The organism is Pseudonocardia bannensis, assembly GCF_012911875.1.
GTDB classification, from domain to species: Bacteria; Actinomycetota; Actinomycetes; order Mycobacteriales; family Pseudonocardiaceae; genus Pseudonocardia; species Pseudonocardia bannensis.
Map to the genome: position 1 here is coordinate 13,047 of NZ_JAAXKZ010000002.1, position 19,002 is coordinate 32,048.

Sequence of the window (19,002 nt, forward strand, 5' to 3'; positions counted from 1 at the left end):
CATGAGGGTCGAGACGCATCTGCCGCTGGGCAAGGTGGACCCGGGCATCCGGGCGGCGGAGATCAGCCTGGACCTCACGACGGTCGGCGCGCAGGCGGAGCTCGTCGAACGGCTGGGCTTCGACGGGCTGGTCCTCACCGAGACGAAGGAGGATCCCTTCGTCGTCATGGCCGTCGGCGCCGACCGCACCGAGCGGCTGCGGCTCACCACCGCGGTGGCCATCGCGTTCCCGCGCAGCCCCACCGTCACGGCGATGACCGCGTGGACGCTCGCCCGGCTGTCCCGGGGCCGCTTCACCCTCGGCCTCGGCACCCAGGTCAAGGGCCACATCGAGCGCCGCTACGGCATGCGCTGGTCGGCGCCCGGGCCGTGGATCAGGGAGTACGTCGACGCCGTGCGCGCGGTCTGGCGCACCTGGCAGGAGGGCGTCCCGCTCGACCACCGCGGCGAGCACTACCAGCTCACGCTGATGAACCCGCTGTTCGACCCCGGGCCCATCGAGCACCCCGACATCCCCGTGCACCTCGCCGCCGTCCGCCCGGGCATGGCCCGGATCGGCGGGCAGGTCGCCGACGGGGTGCGGCCGCACCCGATCTGCACCCGCGCCTACCTCGAGGACGTCCTGCGACCCGCCGTCGACGCGGGGGCCACCAGCCGCGGCCGCGCGCCGGAGGACGTCGAGGTGGTCGCGAGCCCACTGATCGTCACCGCGCCGAACGAGACCGAGCTGGCCAAGAAGGTCAGCGACGTCCGCGCGCGGATCTCGTTCTACGCCTCCACCCGCACCTACCGGCCGGTGTTCTCCCACCACGGCTGGGACGACATCGTCGAGCAGCTCTCCACGCTGTCCCGCGAGCAGCGCTGGGACGAGATGGAGGCTCTGGTGACCGACGAGATGGTGCACACCATCGGCGTCGTCGGCACCTACGACGAGATCGCCGAGAAGGTCTGGCGCCGCTACGAAGGAGTCTGCTCGGCCGTCGAGTTCAGCCTGCCGGTACACGGGCCGGAGGACCACGAGCGGTTGGCCGAGGCCGTGCGGGCCGTCCAGCGGGGCTTCTGAGAGCGGTCGACCATCCAGGCTGCTTGCCGCGACCGGCCCGCGCGGCGGCCCCCGGTTCGGCAGAGTGGAACCATGCAGACCGCACCGCCGCCCCCGCCGACTGCGCTCCCGCTGCGCCCGCCTGCCCACCAGGTGCACCCGCGGGCCGTGCGCTGGTGGCAGCTGCGCGACGTACTCGGCACGGTGCTGCTGACCGCCCCGCAACTGGCGGTGCTGCTGGTGCTCGGCGCCGACGCGCCGGGCTGGCTGCCGGTGACCGCCGGGGTCACCGCGGTGCTCGGGCTGGCGTACGCGCTCGTCGTCCCGCGGATCCTGTACCGGATCCACCGCTGGGAGGTCACCGGCGAGGCCGTCTACACGCTCTCGGGCTGGCTCGTGCGGGAGTGGCGGATCGCGCCGATCTCCCGGGTACAGACCGTCGACACCGAGCACGGGCCGCTGCAGCAGTTGCTCAAGCTGGCCAGCGTCACCGTGACGACGGCGTCGGCGCGCGGACCGGTCACGATCCGCGGGCTGGACGCGGACGACGCCGCCGAGCTGGCCCGCGTGCTCACCGAGACCACCCAGGCCGTGCCCGGGGACGCCACGTGACCGATGTGGAGCAGGTGGTGGCCCCGGCCGATCCGACCTCCGGTGCCCCGTGGCGGCACCTCGACCCCCGGATGCTCGTCGTCGGACCGCTGGGCGGCCTGATCCAGCTCGTCCCGGTCATCGCTGTGCTGCTGTTCACCGGTCGCGGAGAGCCGGTGCGGATCTGGGCGGCTCTCGCCATCGCCGGCCTGCTGGTCCTGACCGGCGTGGTGCGCTGGCGGACCACCCGGTACCGCGTGACCGAGGACCGTGTCGAGCTGCACAGCGGATGGCTGCGCCGGCAGCAGCGGTCGGTGCCGCGCGACCGCATCCGCACCGTCGACCTGACCGCGAAGCTGCTCCACCGGATCTTCGGGCTGAGTGTGGTCCGGGTCTGCGCGGCGTCCGGGTCGGGACTGGAGCAGCACGGGCTGAGCCTCGACGCGGTGAGCAAGGCCGAGGCCGAGCGGCTGCGCCGGGAGTTGCTGGAGCGGCCCTCCCCCGCCGTCGCCCGGCCCGCGGCCCCGGCGGTGGCCGGGCCGCCCGGCGGGCCTGCCACCGAGCCGCCTGGCGAGCTGCTGGCCCGGCTGCACTGGTCCTGGCTGCGGTTCGCGCCGCTGACCTTCTCCGCCCTGGCCGGCATCGGCGCCGTCGTGGCCGCGGTCCTCAACCTGCTCGACGACCTGGGGCTCGACCCGCGCGACGTCCCCGCCGTGGACGACGCCGCCGAACGGCTGGCCGGCGCGCCGGTGTGGGTCGGCGTCGGGATCGTCGGCGCGGTGCTGCTGGTGGTCGCGGTGGTCGGGTCGGTGCTGCTGTTCGCCGAGCGCTGGTGGGACTACCGGCTCACCCGGGAGCCGGACGGGACGCTGCGGGTGCTGCGCGGGCTGCTCACCCGGCGCTCGCTGTCGGTGTCGGAGGACCGGCTGCGCGGCGCCGCGATCAGCGAGCCGCTGTTGCTGCGCGCGGGCCGGGGTGCGCAGTGCCACGCCCTGTCCACCGGGCTCGGCCGCGGCACCCAGGGCGGCGCCCTGCAGCCGCCCGCACCCCGCTCCGAGGCCCACCGGGTGGCGTCCGCGGTACTGCGTGAGCATCCGCTGGTGATCACGCGGGCTCCGCTGCTCCGTCATCCCCGCGCCGCGCTGCTCCGGCGGATGTCCCGGGCCGTCGTGCCGGCGGGGGTTCTGGTGGCCGGTGCGTGGCTGCTGGGCGCACTCGTCCCCGCCCTGGCCTGGCTGGGGCCCGCGTCGCTGGTGCTGCTGCCGTCGGCAGTTCTGCTCGGCCTGGACCGCTACCGCAACCTCGGGCACGCGCTGACCGGCCGCTATCTCGTGACCCGGCTCGGCAGCGTGCATCGGCGGACCGTGGCGCTGCGGCGCAGCGGGGTGATCGGGTGGACGTTCCGCCAGAGCGTGTTCCAGCGAGGGTCCGGGCTGGTCACCGTCGAGGCGGTGACCGCAGCCGGCCAGGGTGGGTACCAGGTGCTCGACATCGGCGCGGCGGACGGCGTCGCGCTCGCCGACGCGGCCACCCCCGGGCTGCTCGCCCCGTTCCGCGGCCTCCCGTCACCGGGTCGGCGCCGGGCTGCCCGATGACGGCGGTGTGGCGCTCGACGTGCTGCTCCCCGGTGGCCTCGTCGAGCGCGACTTCGCCACGCTCCCACGACTGACCGCCCACCGTCGTCGTGCGCGGCGACGGCCGCCGGAACAGCGTTTCCCGCTCACGGGGTCAGCGGCGGCGGGTGCCGAAGAGCCCCCGGGTGATCTCCCGGCCCAGCGCGCTGGCCGCCGACCGCAGGAACGACTTCACCACCGGCGAGTCGAACGCCTTCTCGAGGAAGCCGGGCTCCTCGCGTTCGGCGCGCCGCTCGGGCTCCGGGGCGGGCGGCGCCGGCGCGTCGGCCGGCGCCGGCGCCGGCGCCTCGGCGATCTTCGCGGTGAGCTTCTCGTAGGCGGACTCGCGGTCGATCGTCTCGCCGTACCTGGCGTACAGCGGCGAGGCCTTGGCCGCGGCCGTCACCGCATCGGTCCCGATCGCGGCCATCAACGACCGCGGCGCGCGCATCCGGGCCCACGCGACGGGCGTCGGCGCTCCCCGCTCGGACAGCACGGTGATGATCGCCTCACCGGTGCCCAGCGACGTCAGGGCCTCGTCGAGCTCGTAGTTCCTGGTCGTCGGGTAGGTCTTGACGGTCTTGGCCAGCGCCGCCTGGTCCTCCGGGGTGAACGCGCGCAGCGCGTGCTGGATCCGGGCGCCGAGCTGGGAGAGCACCGCGTTGGGCACGTCGGTGGGCAGCTGGGTGCAGAAGAACACCCCGACGCCCTTGGACCGGATGAGCTTCACGGTCTGCTCGATGCGTTCCAGGAACGCCTTCGACGCGTCGTTGAACAGCAGGTGCGCCTCGTCGAAGAAGAACACCAGCTTCGGCTTGTCGAGATCGCCCGCCTCGGGCAGCTCCTCGAACAACTCGGCCAGCAGCCACATCAGGAACGTGGAGAACAGTCGCGGGTCGGCCTGCTGGTCGGCGAGCTCCAGCAGCGTGACGACCCCTCTGCCGTCGACCTGTCGCAGCAGGTCGGACGGCTCGAACTCGGGCTCGCCGAAGAACGCCTCACCACCCCGGACCTCGAGGTTGACCAGCGCGCGCAGAATCACCCCGGCCGTTGCCGGGGAGACCCCGCCGAGACCCTTGAGGTCGGCCTTGCCCTCGTCGGAGGTCAGGTGCTGGATGACCGCGCGCAGGTCCTTGATGTCGAGCAGTGGCAGGCCACGCTGGTCGGCCCAGTGGAAGATCAGGCCGAGGGTGGACTCCTGGGTGTCGTTGAGGTCGAGGACCTTGGACAGCAGGATCGGCCCGAACTGGGTGATCGTCGCCCGGATCGGCACCGCGGAGCTGCCGCCGCCCAGTGACAGGAACTCGACGGGGAACGCGGTGGGTACCCAGTCGTCGCCGGTGTCCACGGCCCGTGACTCGATCTTGGGGTTGGACTCCCCCGCCCGGGCCAGCCCGGACAGGTCACCCTTGACGTCGGCCAGCAGCACCGGGACGCCGGCCGCCGAGAGCTGCTCGGCGAGGCCCTGCAGGGTCTTGGTCTTGCCGGTACCCGTGGCGCCGGCGACGAGACCGTGCCGGTTGAGGGTGGCGAACGGGATGCGGACCCGGGCGGTCGGGTCCACGGCGCCGTCGATCAGGACGGTGCCCAGCTCGAGTGCGGCGCCCTCGGTGGCGTACCCGGCGGCGATCTCCTGCGCTGCTGTGATGTCCCCCACGGCGGTGGAGCCTAAGGCATGTCCGACGGGCCAACGCCCCAGGCGTACGCCCACCAGTGCAAACACAGCGCTTAGGCTGGGCTGGTGAACGACCGTCTGGTGTGGATCGACTGCGAGATGACCGGGCTGGACCTGAACCGGGACGCCCTCATCGAGATCGCCGTGCTGGTGACCGACGGCGAACTGAACGTGCTCGGCGAAGGCGTCGACGTGGTTATTCACGCCGACGAGTCCGCGCTGGCCGCGATGCCCGAGGTGGTCCGCGACATGCACGAGCGTTCGGGGCTGACCGAGGAGGTGCGGACCTCCACGATGCGACTCGCGGAGGCCGAGCAGCTCGCCCTGGCCTACATCCGCGAGCACGTGCCCGAGCCGGGGACGGCACCGCTCGCCGGCAACTCCATCGCCACCGACCGCGGCTTCCTGGCCCGCGACATGCCCGAACTCGATGCGTACCTCCACTATCGGATGATCGATGTGAGTTCGCTCAAAGAACTGGCCCGGCGCTGGTTTCCGCGGGTGTTCTACGCCAAGCCGGAGAAGGGCCTCGCCCACCGCGCGCTGGCCGACATCAAGGAGTCCATCCGCGAGCTGGCGTACTACCGCAAGACCCTGTTCGTCGCCCCGCCCGGCCCGACTTCGGAGGAGGCTCAGGCGGTGGCCGCATCCCTGGCCCCACCTGCGGAATAGCGTCGCCGGGAGGCCCGTTTCCGAGGGTGCCGGACGGGGCGCTACGATCGTTCCCGTCACCGACTCCGGTCGGTGGTGCGTGATGGTGGGTGTAGCTCAGCTGGTAGAGCACCTGGTTGTGGTCCAGGAAGTCGCGGGTTCGAGTCCCGTCACTCACCCGGCCGCGGTGCCCCACCGCGAGGGGCCTGAAGGACGCTGTGCTAGCGTTCCGCAGGCGCCGAGCGGTAGGGCGCAGCGACTGAAATACGGCAAGCGCCGCTAGCTCAATTGGCAGAGCAGCTGGCTCTTAACCAGCGGGTTCGGGGTTCGAGTCCCTGGCGGCGCACAGCTTGTCCTGATCCCCCCGATCGCCTCGGCGATCGGGGGGATCGTTCGTTTCGGGGGTTGTGCCCGGACCGCTCGGCGGTGGACGTGATGTCCGTTATTAGGCTCACGCCATGGCCGTTTCCCCGTCGCCCGCCGGATCGCGCAGCATCGGCGAACGATTCCGCGAGGGCGGCTGGTACTTCGTGCTCGTCATCGCATCGGCCGGCATCCTCAGCCCGGTCCCGTTCGCACATGCCGCGTCCCGCCTGCGGCAGCGGGCCCTGTGGGCCTGGGCGGGGCTCTACGCCGCGGTGGCGATCGTGGTGATCGCACTCAGCCCGGACACCGACGAGGCGGGCAGGCCGGTGGATTCCGGCGCCGCGGACGATGTGTTCGGCGTCGTCGCCCTCGCGCTCATCGTCTCGGCCTGCCTGCACCTGCGTCCCGTCCGCCGCCGCGTGTACGGCCTGCCGGACCCGCCGCCGGTCCCCCCGGTCGCCCCCGTGCACAGCAGCGACCCTGCGGTGGCCGCGGCGCTGGCGGCCCGGACCCGGCGCGACGAGGCGCGCCGGCTCGCCGCCGCCGACCCGCTGCTGGCGCGGGAACTGCGGATCGGACGTCCCGATCTGCCGCGTGACTACGACGACGGCGGGCTGGTCGATCTCAACTCCGCCCCCGCCGAGGTGATCGCCGACCTCTGCGGGATCGATCCGGGCATCGCCCGGCGCATCGTCGAGGCCCGTACGACCGCCGGCGTCCCGTTCGCACACGTGGACGACGCGTTCGCCTACACCGACATCCCGGTGGCGCTGTGGGACCGCATCCGCGACCGCGCGGTGATCCTCACCCGCTGACGTCTCGGCCCCTCCCGCGACGCGAGGCGAGCCGGTGCCTGCGCACCCGAACGCGGCTCGCGGGCCCGCTGAACCCGGTGCCGGCCCGACCCCACCACGGCGTAGCGTCGGCGCCCGTGTCGATCGACGAGCAGGCGGTACCGATCGCGCGGGTCGTGCGGGGCGGCGTGGTCGAGTCGGTGCACCTCGGGCACCTCGCAGGCCTGGACGCGAGCGGGACCGTCACCGTCCGCCGCGGCGACCCGGCAACCGTGATCTTCCCGCGCTCGTCGCTCAAACCGGTCCAGGCCGTCGCCATGCTCCGCGCCGGCCTGGACCTCGACGGTGAGTTGCTCGCGCTGGCCTGCGCGAGCCATTCCGGGGAGGACGCCCATCTCGCCGGCGTCGCGCGTCTGCTCGCCGGCGCCGGGCTCGCCGAGCGGGATCTGCAGAACACGCCCGGCCGGCCGCTGGACGAGGCCGCGGCCGTCTCCTGGCGGGCTGCGGGGCGCCCGGCGGCGTCGCTCGCGCAGAACTGTTCGGGCAAGCACGCAGCCATGCTCGCCACCTGCGTGGCCGCGGCCTGGGACACCGCGACCTACCGCGACCCCGGCCACCCGCTGCAGCGCGCCATCCGGGACACCGTGGCCGAGCTGACCGGGGACGGCGCGGACGCCCGCGCGCACGTCACCGTCGACGGCTGCGGAGCACCGCTGTTCTCCTGCACCCTCGGCGGCCTCGCCCGCGCCCTCGCCCGGATCGCGACCGCGGAAGGTGGAACGCCCGAGCACCGCGTCGCGGCGGCGATCCGGGCCCACCCGTGGTGGCTCGGTGGAACCGGTCGCACGGTCACCCGGCTGATCGAGGGCGTCCCCGGACTGATAGCCAAGGACGGCGCCGAGGGCATGTTCGCCGCGGCGCTGCCGGACGGGCGCGCGGTCGCGCTCAAGGTGTTGGACGGCGCGGCGCGGCCGGTGCCGGTGGTGGTGGCCGCGGCGCTGCGCGCGCTGGGGGCCGACGCGCCGGTCCTCGACGAGGTGGGCCGGGTCGACGTGCTCGGCCACGGCGAGCCGGTGGGGTCGGTGGCGGCCGTCGGGCTCGGCCGGCCCAGCCAGGTCGCCCCGTCCGCGAACAGGACGTGCACCGTGCACGGCGCACCGGCCCCATGAGCAACGTCGAGGACCGCGTGATGAAGGCGGTCGACGCCGTCCACCGCGGGATCTTCCGGGCTTCGAGGGGCCGGGCGCCGGGGCGGGCCGGGAGCATGCCGGTCGTCGAGCTGACCACCACCGGGGTCGGCGACGGGCGCGAGCGCCTCTGGTCGCGCCTCACCGCGGCGCACGCGAACTACGCCGGCTACCAGCGGCGCACCGGGCGGCCCATTCCGGTCGTCGTCCTGGACCCGGTCCAGGGACGCGACGGGTCGCCTCCTACGGTCGGTGCATGACCCAGCGCGAAGGACGAATCGGGCGGTACGTGCGGATGGTCGCCCAGCCAGGGCAGGGCGACGCCCTGGCCGAGCAGCTGCTCCACGTGGCCGACGGACTGCGTGACGTCCCGGGCTGCGAGCTGTACATCATCAACCGGGAGCCGGACGAGGCCGACACGGTGTGGGTGACCGAGGTCTGGACGAGCCAGGAGGCCTCCGACGCCGCGCTGTCCCAGGATCTCGGCGACGCCGGCATCGGGCGGGTGCTCTCCCTTCTGGCCGGCCCGCCCGATCTCATCGACCTGGCCCCGGTGGGCGGCCCGGGGCTGCGCTGAGCCCCTGGCGGCGCGCTGTCAGGACGTGCGCCGCCACACCCCACCGGTACCGATCAGGCCCAGGGTGCCCGGATCGGCGCAGCGGCCGCCGCGGCGGTGGGCGTCGAACAGCTCGATGTCGTCGAACGTGCGGTGACAGTCGGGCCGCGCCGCGCAGTGGGCGCGCACCGGACCCATCCAGCTGGCACCGCAGCGGCACCGGATCCGGTGGTTGCGGGGGTCGTCACGAGGCACGGCCGTAGCGTAGGTACGGCCCCCGACAGTTCCCGCGGGGGGCCGTGGCGTCAGCCCCGCTCCTCGACCCGGCTCTGCTTGCGCGCCCGCAGCGACCCGGCGTGCGCCTTCGCCTCCGGGTCCTTGCGGGTCTTCGCCAGGCTCGCCACCGTGACGACCGTCAGCACGACGACGATGACACCGAGGCTGACCGGCGTGGAGATCTCCGGCACCGCGGTGCTGATGTCCTCGTGCGCCCAGTGCAGGATCAGCTTCACCCCGATGAAGGCCAGGATCAGCGACAGCCCGGTGGACAGGTAGACGAGCCGGTCGAGCAGACCCTTGACCAGGAAGTACAGCGCCCGCAGACCGAGCAGGGCGAACGCGTTGGCCGTGAAGACGATGAACGGCTCCTCCGTCACGCCGAACACCGCGGGGATCGAGTCGAGCGCGAACAGCAGGTCGGCGCTGCCGATCGCGATGAGCACGATGAGCAGCGGCGTGACCATCCGCTTGCCGTCGACCTTGGTGACGAGCTTGCCGCCGACGAAATCGTCGGTCACGGGCAGCACCCGGCGGGACACGCGGACCACGGCGTTGTCCGGATCCGGGTCCTCGTCGCGGTGCCGGAACAGCTGCACGGCGGTGACCACCAGCAGCAGCCCGAAGACGAGGAACATGAAGGAGAACAGGCTGAGCAGCGTCGCGCCGACGACGATGAAGACCGCGCGCATGAGCAGCGCGAGGATGATGCCGAAGGTCAGCACCTTGTGCTGGTGCTCCTCGGGCACCGCGAACGTGGTCATGATGATGACGAAGACGAACAGGTTGTCGACCGAGAGGCTCTTCTCGACGATGTAGCCGGCGAAGTACTCGGTGCCGAACCCACCGCCCGCGATCATCGTGAACACCGCCCCGAACGCGATCGCGACGAGGATGTAGAACACAGACCAGGCGACGGCCTCCTTGAATCCCACCCGGTGCGGCCGTAACGCCGCCAGGGTCAGATCCAGCGCGAGCAGCCCGACGATCACACCGATCGTCACCGCCCACGCGAGTCCGCTGACTTCCAGCACCGCTACCTCCGCCGTCTCGTCCCGTCGCGTGCCCACGCGACCTGGCACCCTTGTCGGCTCATCACCCTAGGCAGATCCGGACGATGCCGCTGAAGGGGAAGAACAACGCACATCGCCCGCCGGGTTAACGCTCCCCGGCGGAGGACCGAATCCGTCTCGTGTTCCCGTCGCCCGATCCGGCCCCCGGGGCGAGCCACACACCGATGCAGCAGACCCTCGTGGCCCGGGCCCGGATCGACGCGCCGGCCGGTGTCGTCCTGCAGACCGGCGAGCTCGTGCTGCGGACGGCCCGCCCCGGGACGCCGCGTCCTGTGGAGCTGCCCCCGCGACCGACCGGGTTCGTCGGTCGCATCGCGGAGATCGCCGCGATCGCCCGCGCCGCCGCACCGGCCGGGAGCCCCCGGGGGTTGCTCGTCACCGGGCGGCCCGGCGTGGGGAAGACGGCGCTGGCCGTCGAGGCCGGCCACCGGCTCGCCGAGTTGTTCGGAGACGGTGTCCTCTGGGTCGAACCGGGGCGGCCTCCGACGACGCACGAACTGGCGGGACGGCTGCTGCGTTCGCTCGGCGTGGCCGAGGTACCGAGGAGCCCGGACCGGCGACTCGCGGCCTACCACCGGGCGCTCGGCGAGCGCCGCGCGCTGGTGGTGTTCGACGACGTCGCCACCGCGGACCCGGTCCTCCCGCTGCTGCCGGCCGCCGGCCACTCGTTCGCGCTGCTGACGTCGCGGGCGGCCCTGCCTGACCTGGTGCCGGTGGCCCGGCTGCGGCTCGGGGACCTCGACGCCGCGGACGCGCACCGGCTCCTCACCACCGCCGCCCGGCTTCCCGGCGGCCCCGGGACGTGGGCCGAACTGGTCCGGCTCTGCACCGGGCTCCCCCTCGCTCTGCGCATCGCCGCGGCCCGGTTGGCGGACGAGCCCGACCTGTCACCTGCCCGGCTCGGCACGCTGCTGTCCGGCGAGCCCCGGACCCTGTGCGAGCTGCGGGCCGGTGATCAAGCGCTCGGAACGAGGTTCGGCGTCTCCTACGACCGCCTGGGCCCCGCCGAACGGATCGTGTTCCGGCGCCTCGGCGCGGTCCCGCCGTGCGACCTGACGACCGGCTGCGCGGCTGCGCTGGCCGGCGGCCCGCCCGAGGTCGTGGCGCCGCTCCTGGACCGGCTGGACGCGGCGCACCTGGTGGACGCCGTACCGGCGGCCGGCGAGCACCGGTACCGGCTCCACGATCTGCTGCACACCTACGCCGGCCAGCGGTTGCGCGCGGCCGAGCCACCGGTCGCCGTGGCCGCCGCCCGGCGCCGGCTGGCTCACCAGCGGGTGGGCCACCGTGCCGACCGCACGTGCCACCCCGGCCACCTGGCTCCGCTGGGCGGGCGGCCGTCTCGCTGACCGCGCCCGCCCGAGGCGCCTCACCAGGCGCCGAGAGGGTTCCCGTGTGGGTCGTACACCCGGCCGTCGCGGGCGAACCAGCAATGCGCCACGCCCGCGAAGACGCCGGAGTGGCCGCACACCGCCAACCCGGTCGCCGACCCGACCGCAGCCCGTTCGGACTCCCCGAACGACGTGTCCGCGCGGCGCGTGCGCGCATCGCCGCCGAACCACGACGCCGGTGCCGCCGCACCGTCGTGTCCCAGCAGCGCGAGCAGCGCGGCGAGGTCGTCCTCGGGTCCGGAGCCCGGGTCTGGGTTCGTCATCCGTCGTCCTCTCGATGGGGGTCGGGGCCGGCAGCGGAGCGGGCCAGGCGCTGAGCCAGTTCACGCGCCGCCCGCACGTGGTTCCTGAGCCGCTGTGACACGTCGGCCGATTCCCAGGCCGACCAGTGCGCGGCCGCCTTGCGGGCGGTCTCGGCGACGAGCCCCGGATCGGCGTCGGCGGGAAGGCCGAGGCAGTCGGCGGCGTGCACGCCGGTGGCCAGCATCTCGAGGGCGGCGGCGTCGGCGGCGGGCAGCGTGCAGCGCCCGCTGAGCAGGTCGGTGAGCGCGCCGGCCAGCCGGACCTGTGCGAGCTCCGGTTGGTTGCGGTAGGCGGCGAGCTCACCGCCGAGGGCGGCGAGTCCGCGGGCCCTGTCGGGCCCGGCGGCGCGCACCGCCCGCTCCGCCACCCTCAGCAGCCGGGCGCACCGCAGCCGGTCGCCGGCGGCCAGCAGGGGGCCCGTCACGCGGGCGACGAGCGCCGCGGCCCCCGAGCGTTCCCACAGCACCGCCCGCGAGGCGGCCACGTCGTCGGCGCCGGCCGCGACCAGTTCCCGGATCCCGTACACACCGATCACCTCGACGAGCCGGAGCCGGTCCTGCCGGCCGACCGGCCCGTCGGCCCAGTCGCGGAACTCCCACTCGTCGGCCAGGGCCAGGGCACGCCGCTGCGGGTCCGCGGCGCGCAACGTGCGCACCGTGCGGGCGTGGTCCTCACCGAACCCGCCGGGCAGCGCCGCGGCGGCGAGCAGACCGGCCACCGGGACCGGGTCGACCAGGAGACCGTGCAGCCGCTCGCCGTAGGCCCGGGCCACCTGCCGGGCGGCCGGCCAGGGATCCGCGTCGGCCACCGCGAGCCGCTCCGGCCGGGTGAGCACACCGACCGTGTTGACCGCGGTCAGGCCGGCGGCCAGGGCGAACCGCCGGACGGAGGCGACAGCCGGCTCCAGACCGGCGGCCGGCTCGGGCAGCACGAGCAGTACCGCGTCGGCCTCGTCGAGCACCGGAGGGACATCCCCGTGGTCGGGGCGCATCCCGGGTACGTCGATCACCGTCCAGTGGCGGAGCGCGTCGATCGGTGCCCGCAGCACGATCCGCTCGACCTCGCGCACGGCCAGGCCCAGCCCGGTGAGGTCGGGGGGCAGCGGCGCCGAGTCATCCCATCGGGTCGCACGCGCATCGCCGTTCCGCAGGATCGCCCGGAGCACACCGGGGTCGCCGTAGCGGAACCAGCCGGCCACCGACGCGGTCGGGACCCGGCCGACCGCGGCCCTCCGCGTCCCGAGGACGGTGTCCACCACCGTCGACACGCCGTCGGAGTGCCGGCCCACGACAGCGAGCCGAGGGGCGCGCTCGGCCAGCGCCTCCAGGCAGGCCCGCAGCCGGTCGGCGGTGGGCCCCGATCCGGCGCTGTCGAGCCCGGCCGCGATGACGTCGGCCAATCCGGCACACAGCGGACCGGTCATCGCACGGCTGCCTCGACATCCTCCGGATGAGCCAGGCCCACCACCGGGGCCGGCGGGACTGCCAGATCGTCGGCGAGATCAGCGGGACGGGTATGGCACGGGTGCGACATCAGAGCCCTCTGGTTGGACGAGTCGCCGGCGCAGCAGATCCTGGTCGAGGATCTTCAACCGGCGCGGGGACGACCGGTACCCGGTGTCGATGGCACCCGCGCGCACCAGCGCCGCGAGTTGCTGGCCCACGATGCGCGGGCGGGCCCGGACGAGGTCGGCGATGCGCACCTGGGACAGCGGGACGTCGATGACGATCACACCGACGTCGCCGGCCCGCCCGAACTCCGCGGCGTGGTCGAGCAGGACCCAGCCGACCCGGTCACCGAGCCGGCCCTGCGCGTAGCGGATGCGCCGGTCGGTGGCCCGGCGCATCTTGTCGATCACCGCGTTCGTGACCGCCCGGTACGCCTCCGGCCGGCGGGCCAGGAAGCGGTCGAGCGGTGACCGGTGGAAGACCCGGCACCGGGTCGGGGCGACCGCACGCACGGTCGCCGAGCGCGGCCGTCCATCGAGACACCCGAACTCCCCGACCAGATCTCCGGCGCCGCGGAAGGCGAGGAAGACGTCCTGGCCCAAGGCGTCGGACACGCTGACGGCGGTCAGCCCGTCCTCCAACAGCAGCATCGCCTCCGACGGGGAACCCTGCAGCAGGATCGTCTCCCCGGCCGGGTAGCTGACGACGTGTCCCAGCTCACACAGCTCCGCCCAGGCCACCGGGCCCAGGCCGGCCAGCACCGCGGGCGTCGTCGTCGGCATCGGGTACCCCTCCCCACCTGCGCCGTCGGAACCTATCGGGACCGGGACGGGTTCCGTAATGTGCCGAACGGGGAGAACTCGGCCGCGGATCAGGGCGGATGATCATGACGAGTGCGCGTCGGCTGTGCGTGGCCGTCGATCTGGAGGGGTACAGCCGGCGCTCGCTGCCCGACCAGGAACGCGCCCAGGAACGCATCGTCGACCTGCTGGACGCCTCCTGGGTCGCCAGCGGTGTTCCCCGGTACGCGGTGTCGCGGCAGCCGACCGGGGACGGGGAACTCGCGCTCCTCGGCGAGGGCGTCGCCGAGACCGAGGCGCTGCCGGCGTTCCTCACGGCCCTGCGGGCGGGCCTGCGCTCGGTGAACCGCGCGGCGGGCGGCGGGCCCCGGATGCGGTTACGGGTCGCCGCGCACGCCGGGAACGCCGGGCCCGGGCCGAACGGTTTCGTCGGGCACGCCGTGATCCGCACCTGCCGACTGGTCGCCAGCGCCGCGCTGCACACGGCGCTGGCCGAGCACCCGGGGTCCGACCTGGGCCTCATCGTGTCCGATTCGCTGTTCGAGGACGTGGCCGGCCTGGGGCGTGGCGTCGATCTCGCCGACTGGGGCTTCGAGCCGGTGCACGTCGTGGACCTGGCCAAGTGGTTCTCGGCGCACGCGTGGCTGCACGTCGACGGCCGGGCACCGGGCGTCGCGGCGACGGTCCACACCCGGGCGGCGGCCGAGCCGTGGCTGCGGATCGACGTCGCGGACGGCGGGAACGTGGGCTCGATCGTGCAGGCCGGTGTGCTGCACGGGGGTCTCGTGCTCAACCCGCCCCCACCGCGCCGGTGACCGGGCCGGGCGGTCCCCCGGCCGGTATCGACCTGTCCCTGCAGGTCGGCGCCCCGGTCGACGTGGCCGTTCAGGTGGGGCGGATCGTGCTGGAGCCCGCCGGTCCCGCGACGGTCCCGGACGCACCGGCGCTCGTCGGGCGGTCGGCGGAGACGGTCGCCCTCGGCGCTCTCCTGACGGGCCGTGCCCGGCCGCCCGGTGTGCTGTTGCACGGCCCGTCCGGCATCGGCACGACGGCCGTGGCGCTCGCGGTCGCCGGCCGCCACGGCCCCGCGTTCCCCGGTGGGGTGCTGCTCGCCCGGCTCGGCGACGCAGGGGAGGACCCCGGCCCGGCGCTGCGCCGGCTGCTGCTGGATCTGGGGGTGGCCGACCCGGACGTACCGGCCGCCGAGGCCGACCGGACGGCGCTGTACCGCTCGCTGCTCGCCGCCCGGCCCGCGCTGGTGCTGCTGGACGGCGCCCGCGCCGCCCGGCATGTGCGGGCCCTGCTGCCCGGTGGGGCGTCCTTCGCGCTGGTGACGGCCCGGGGTCCGTTGCCGGGGCTGACCGTCGACGGCGTCCCGGGCCACCCGCTCCGGGGTCTCGACCCGCCGGCGGCGGCCATGCTGCTGGGCCGCGACGCGCCGGTGCCCTGGCAGGACCCGGCACACGTCGAGCCGCTGGTCCGGTGGTGCCAGGGATCTCCGCTCGCCCTGCTGCTCCTCGGGTGCGGGCCCGCGGCGGCGGCGTCGCCCGCGGACGTGCACGCCGCGCTCGACGCGACCCGGGCGGACGGCCCCGCCGCGGCGGCGGTCGCCGCGGCGGGGCTCGCCGTCGCGACGGCGCCCGCGCCGGCGCGCGACCTGCTGGCGGTCGCGGCCGAGGCCGGGCTGGTGGAGATCGGTGCTGCGACGCTGGCGGCGCTCACCGGGCACGCGCCGGACGTCACCGCAGAACTGCTCGGCGAGCTGGGCCGGCGCCGGCTGCTGACCTCGCTGCCGGATGGGCGGTTCACGCTCCCGGGCCCGGTCCGCCGGGCGACACCGGCCGCCGCGTCCGGGGTGCGCCGGCGGTACCTGGAGCTCGCCACCGGCCGCGGGCCGGCCGCCCGCCCGGCCGGCTGGTTCGGCACGGAGCAGCGCAACCTGCTGGCGCTCGCGGCGGACGCCGCCCGGCGGCAGGACCGGGCGTCGCTGGCGGCGCTGGCCCGGTCGGTCGAGCCACCGGTCGACGTGGCCTGGATCGTCGCGCTGGCCGCCGACGAGGCGGCGCTCGGCGGTGATGACGCGAGCGAGGCCGCGATCCGGCTGCGTGCGGCCGCCGTGCATCGCCGCGGCGGCGCCTGGGGACCGGCGCTGCGGGAGGCGACGCGCGCCCTCGAGCTGGCGGAGCGGCTGGACGACATGCGGCTGGGCGGCCATGCGGTGCGGCTGGTGGCCGACGTGCTCGCCGAGCGGGATCGGCTCGACGCTGCCGAGCGTCTGTACCGGACGGCCTGCGTGCTGCTCACCGATCGCGATCCCGAGCAGCACGCCCACGCCCTGCGCGGTCTGGGCAGGGTCCGGCGTCAGCGGGGTCGCGCCGGCCTCGCCGTCCAGGCCCTGCGCTCCGCGCTCGCGGCCTACCAGCGGCTGGGTCATCACCGGGCCGCGGCCGCGGCCTGGCAGGACATCGGGGACACCGAGCGCGACCGAGGCGACCGCACCCGCGCCGCGGCCGCCTACCGGGCGGCGCTCTCGACGCTGGCCGCGGACGGGGACGCGCTGGCCCGGCGCTGGACGGCGCTGGTCCGCAACGGCCGGCTGCAGGTGGGAAGCGGTCTGCCCGGCCCGGCCGCGGCGCTCGCCGGGCGGGCGCTGATCGCGGCCACCGGCGAGGGGACCGCCACGGAGGCACCGGATCAGGCGTTGCCCCGGGTCACCGGCGACGGGACCGCGGCTCGGGCGATCCGGGCCCTCACCGAGCTCGGCGAGGACCCGGACGGGGTGTCCGGGATCGACCGGCTCGCCGCGTTGCACGCGCTCGCGGACCGGGCGCGGCCCGGACCGGGATGAGACCCGGGGCGCCGTCAGCGCCCGGCGAGCACCCCGTCGGGGAAGCAACCGGCCGCGATCAGCGCCCGCACCAGCGTCCCGCCCAGCTCGGCCAGTCGCGCCGCGTCGTCGGCCCCCAGGTGCGCCCACGGGCCGATGCCCAGCCGGTCGGTGTCGTCCTCGAGCCGGTGGCGGTGGCCGTGATCAGCGCCTCGAGACCGGTCAGACCCGCGTCGAGCAGCAGGGCGATGTGTCCGTCGCCGCGGTGCTCGCGCAGGATCGACAGGGCGTGCCAGAGCACCAGGTGGGGTTCGGTGGGCCACTCGACGTCGAGATGCCCCGCTGCCAGCGGCCGCCCCTGCGGGGTGATCAGTCCTCGACGGCCTGGCGGACCCGCCGCGACGGCGTGAACACGCTCAGATCGAGCAGTCCGGGCGGGTCCGCGACACCCGGACCGCCGGACCGCACCCACTCGACCACCTCGTCGGTGGTGGCGGCGGTCAGCACCCCGGCCAGCCACACCGGCCGGGCTCCGGTCAGCCGACCCTGCGCCGAGGGAGCGACCACGACCACGTTGGAGTCGGTGCAGGCATCCAGGCAGTCGCTGAGCCGCACCCGGCCGGTCTCGCCGACACCGGCGGTCAGCCGCTCCACCTGGGCCGCGTGGTCGACCCCCGGGTGCTTGCGCTCGGTGCCGCAGCAGCAGCCCCGGCACACCGTGACCGTGCAGCCGGCCGTTCCGTTGCGGCCGCCGCCGCGCCGCCCCGAGTTCTGCCGGCCCATGACTCCCCTACCGGTCGACGCTCGACCCGCCCCGTACCCACGAACACCGCCGACGAGCCTACGGCCGTGTGCCGGGTCCCCGGGTGGGCGCCCGGCGCCCGACCTCGGCAGGACGCGCCCACCCGTAGCTGCGGTTGACCGCACGACCCCAGTTCTCGTGCTCGGCACGGCGCAGCTCGGCGTCCATCGCCGGCTCCCAGGCGGCGGCCCGGTGCCAGTTCCCCCGCAGCACCTCGAGATCGGCCCAGTACCCCACGGCCAGCCCCGCGGCATAGGCCGCGCCCAGCGACACCGCCTCCGACCCGAGCAGCCGCTCGACCGGGACGCCGAGCACGTCGGCCACGAACTGCATCAGCAGATGGTTCGCCGTCATCCCGCCGTCGACCTTGAGCCGGGTCACGGGCAGGCCGGAGTCGGCGTTCATCGCGTCGACGACCTCGCGCGTCTGCCAGCCGGTCGCCTCCAGGACCGCGCGGGCCAGATGCCCGCGGTTGATGTAGGAGGTGAGGCCGACCATCACGCCGCGCGCCTCGGGATGCCAGCGCGGCGCGTACAGCCCCGAGAACGCCGGCACGATGTAGCAGCCCCCGTTGTCCGGCACCGTGCCTGCCAGTGTCTCGATCTGGGCGGCGGTGCTGATCATGCCGAGGGCGTCGCGGAACCACTGCACGAGCGACCCGGTCATCGCGATCGAGCCCTCCAGCGCGTACACCGGCGCGTCGCCGAGCAGGTAACCGACGGTCGGGATCAGCCCGTGGGTGGACTCGGCGATCCGCGGCCCGGTGTTCATCAGCAGGAACGCCCCGGTGCCGTAGGTGCACTTCGCCTCGCCCGGCGCGAAGCAGGTCTGCCCGACGAGTGCGGCGTGCTGGTCACCCAGCGCGCCCGCGACCGGCACCCCCGGCAGCACGGTGGTCGCGGTCCCGTACACCTCCGCGTTCGGCCGGATCTCCGGCAGCATCCGGTGGGGCACCCCCAGCACCTCCACCAGGTCCGGTGACCATTCCAGCGACCGGATGTCCATCAACATGGTGCGGCTCGCGTTGGTCACGTCCGTGACGTGCCGGCCGCCGTCCGGACCACCGGTCAGCCGCCAGATCAGCCAGCTCTCCATCGTGCCGAAGAGGACGTCACCGGCCTCGGCACCCTCCCGGGCACCGGGCAGGCTGTCGAGCAGCCAGCGCAGGCGTGGCCCCGCGAAGTACGTGGCCGGCGCCAGCCCGCTGATCTCGGCGAACAACGGGGCCTGGCCGTCACCGGCCAGCTGCACGACGATCCCGTCGGTCCGGGTGTCCTGCCAGGTGATCGCCCGGGCGAGCGGGGTGCCGGTGCGCCGGTCCCAGACGAGCGTGGTCTCCCGCTGGTTCGCGATGCCCAGAGCGGCGATGTTCTCCGGGTGCAGGCCGGCCTGCTGCAGCGCCGCGGGCACCACGCGGGTGACGTTGCGCCAGATCTCCTCGGCGTCGTGCTCGACCCACCCGGGACGCGGGTAGTACTGGCGGTGCTCGCGCTGGGCCACCGCGACCATGCGGCCGGAGCGGTTGAACAGCAGGCACCGGGTGGACGTGGTGCCCTGGTCGATCGCCGCGATCACTCGCTCGGTCACCGGACCGCCTCCCCCACCCT

General features: G+C 74.7%; 19 protein-coding genes, 2 tRNA genes and 1 pseudogene. 13 read left to right on the top strand and 9 right to left on the bottom strand.

Going from position 1 to position 19,002, the window contains the following annotated elements; all coding sequences use genetic code 11:
• Position 1 precedes the first annotated feature (1 nt).
• The 3 genes from HF519_RS00845 (at position 2) to HF519_RS00855 (ending at position 3,228) form a co-directional block, all read left to right on the top strand.
• On the top strand, positions 2-1,063 hold the full coding sequence (locus HF519_RS00845) for a TIGR03617 family F420-dependent LLM class oxidoreductase (protein ID WP_169409667.1): 1,062 nt from the start codon (positions 2-4) through the stop codon (positions 1,061-1,063).
• A gap of 72 nt (positions 1,064-1,135) precedes the next feature.
• The gene (locus tag HF519_RS00850) at positions 1,136-1,654 is read left to right on the top strand and encodes a PH domain-containing protein (protein WP_169409668.1); all 519 of its coding nucleotides are present in this window, start codon (positions 1,136-1,138) and stop codon (positions 1,652-1,654) included.
• The gene (locus HF519_RS00855) at positions 1,651-3,228 is read left to right on the top strand and encodes a PH domain-containing protein (RefSeq protein WP_312859822.1); all 1,578 of its coding nucleotides are present in this window, start codon (positions 1,651-1,653) and stop codon (positions 3,226-3,228) included. The genes HF519_RS00850 and HF519_RS00855 overlap by 4 nt, the downstream gene beginning before the upstream one ends.
• 133 nt (positions 3,229-3,361) lie before the next feature.
• Here HF519_RS00855 and HF519_RS00860 read toward each other — a convergent pair whose 3' ends face one another.
• Positions 3,362-4,903, bottom strand: a complete 1,542-nt coding sequence (locus HF519_RS00860) for a helicase HerA-like domain-containing protein (RefSeq protein WP_312859823.1) — start codon at positions 4,901-4,903, stop codon at positions 3,362-3,364.
• An 84-nt stretch (positions 4,904-4,987) separates the two neighbouring features.
• Here HF519_RS00860 and orn point away from each other — a divergent pair, with 84 nt between their 5' ends.
• From orn to HF519_RS00895, 7 genes are all read left to right on the top strand, one after another.
• Positions 4,988-5,593, top strand: coding sequence for an oligoribonuclease (gene orn, locus HF519_RS00865; protein ID WP_169409669.1), 606 nt, complete (start codon positions 4,988-4,990; stop codon positions 5,591-5,593).
• 85 nt (positions 5,594-5,678) lie between these two features.
• Positions 5,679-5,751 (top strand) — tRNA-His (locus HF519_RS00870).
• A gap of 94 nt (positions 5,752-5,845) precedes the next feature.
• Positions 5,846-5,918: transfer RNA gene (locus HF519_RS00875), tRNA-Lys, on the top strand.
• 112 nt (positions 5,919-6,030) lie between these two features.
• The gene (locus HF519_RS00880; RefSeq protein WP_169409670.1) at positions 6,031-6,753 is read left to right on the top strand and encodes a ComEA family DNA-binding protein; all 723 of its coding nucleotides are present in this window, start codon (positions 6,031-6,033) and stop codon (positions 6,751-6,753) included.
• Positions 6,754-6,869: 116 nt separating this feature from the next.
• Positions 6,870-7,901, top strand: coding sequence for an asparaginase (locus HF519_RS00885; RefSeq protein WP_312859824.1), 1,032 nt, complete (start codon positions 6,870-6,872; stop codon positions 7,899-7,901).
• Positions 7,898-8,179, top strand: coding sequence for a nitroreductase/quinone reductase family protein (locus HF519_RS00890; protein ID WP_169409671.1), 282 nt, complete (start codon positions 7,898-7,900; stop codon positions 8,177-8,179). Before HF519_RS00885 ends, HF519_RS00890 begins: the two co-directional genes overlap by 4 nt.
• Positions 8,176-8,496 (top strand): putative quinol monooxygenase, encoded by a 321-nt coding sequence (locus tag HF519_RS00895; protein ID WP_169409672.1) that lies wholly within the window; start codon positions 8,176-8,178, stop codon positions 8,494-8,496. The genes HF519_RS00890 and HF519_RS00895 overlap by 4 nt, the downstream gene beginning before the upstream one ends.
• Positions 8,497-8,514: 18 nt before the next feature.
• Here the strand turns inward: HF519_RS00895 and HF519_RS00900 are convergent, their stop codons facing one another.
• Together HF519_RS00900 and HF519_RS00905 are read right to left on the bottom strand one after the other, a co-directional pair.
• Positions 8,515-8,730 (bottom strand): FDXHR family putative zinc-binding protein, encoded by a 216-nt coding sequence (locus HF519_RS00900; RefSeq protein WP_169409656.1) that lies wholly within the window; start codon positions 8,728-8,730, stop codon positions 8,515-8,517.
• Between the two features lie 50 nt (positions 8,731-8,780).
• Complete coding sequence (locus tag HF519_RS00905; protein ID WP_169409752.1) at positions 8,781-9,785, bottom strand: TerC family protein; 1,005 nt, start codon at positions 9,783-9,785, stop codon at positions 8,781-8,783.
• Between the two features lie 203 nt (positions 9,786-9,988).
• Here HF519_RS00905 and HF519_RS00910 point away from each other — a divergent pair, with 203 nt between their 5' ends.
• On the top strand, positions 9,989-11,173 hold the full coding sequence (locus tag HF519_RS00910; RefSeq protein WP_169409673.1) for an NB-ARC domain-containing protein: 1,185 nt from the start codon (positions 9,989-9,991) through the stop codon (positions 11,171-11,173).
• Positions 11,174-11,193: 20 nt separating this feature from the next.
• Here HF519_RS00910 and HF519_RS00915 read toward each other — a convergent pair whose 3' ends face one another.
• The 3 genes from HF519_RS00915 to HF519_RS00925 form a co-directional block, all read right to left on the bottom strand.
• A complete protein-coding gene (locus HF519_RS00915; RefSeq protein WP_169409674.1) occupies positions 11,194-11,478 on the bottom strand; it encodes a hypothetical protein in 285 nt (94 codons plus the stop codon).
• The gene (locus HF519_RS00920; RefSeq protein ID WP_169409675.1) at positions 11,475-12,941 is read right to left on the bottom strand and encodes a hypothetical protein; all 1,467 of its coding nucleotides are present in this window, start codon (positions 12,939-12,941) and stop codon (positions 11,475-11,477) included. Before HF519_RS00920 ends, HF519_RS00915 begins: the two co-directional genes overlap by 4 nt.
• Before the next feature lie 78 nt (positions 12,942-13,019).
• Positions 13,020-13,748, bottom strand: a complete 729-nt coding sequence (locus HF519_RS00925; RefSeq protein WP_169409676.1) for a Crp/Fnr family transcriptional regulator — start codon at positions 13,746-13,748, stop codon at positions 13,020-13,022.
• Between the two features lie 104 nt (positions 13,749-13,852).
• Here HF519_RS00925 and HF519_RS00930 point away from each other — a divergent pair, with 104 nt between their 5' ends.
• Together HF519_RS00930 and HF519_RS00935 are read left to right on the top strand one after the other, a co-directional pair.
• Positions 13,853-14,581: a hypothetical protein gene (locus HF519_RS00930; RefSeq protein WP_169409677.1), complete on the top strand. Its 729-nt coding sequence runs from the start codon at positions 13,853-13,855 to the stop codon at positions 14,579-14,581.
• Positions 14,578-16,614 (top strand): tetratricopeptide repeat protein, encoded by a 2,037-nt coding sequence (locus HF519_RS00935; RefSeq protein WP_169409678.1) that lies wholly within the window; start codon positions 14,578-14,580, stop codon positions 16,612-16,614. The genes HF519_RS00930 and HF519_RS00935 overlap by 4 nt, the downstream gene beginning before the upstream one ends.
• A 14-nt stretch (positions 16,615-16,628) precedes the next feature.
• Here the strand turns inward: HF519_RS00935 and HF519_RS33470 are convergent.
• From HF519_RS33470 to glpK, 3 genes and pseudogenes are all read right to left on the bottom strand, one after another.
• Positions 16,629-17,065: pseudogene (locus tag HF519_RS33470) on the bottom strand (helix-turn-helix domain-containing protein).
• Positions 16,963-17,376, bottom strand: a complete 414-nt coding sequence (locus HF519_RS00945; RefSeq protein WP_169409679.1) for a hypothetical protein — start codon at positions 17,374-17,376, stop codon at positions 16,963-16,965. Before HF519_RS00945 ends, HF519_RS33470 begins: the two are co-directional and overlap by 103 nt.
• A gap of 58 nt (positions 17,377-17,434) precedes the next feature.
• Complete coding sequence (gene glpK / locus HF519_RS00950) at positions 17,435-18,982, bottom strand: glycerol kinase GlpK (RefSeq protein ID WP_169409680.1); 1,548 nt, start codon at positions 18,980-18,982, stop codon at positions 17,435-17,437.
• Positions 18,983-19,002: the final 20 nt, after the last annotated feature.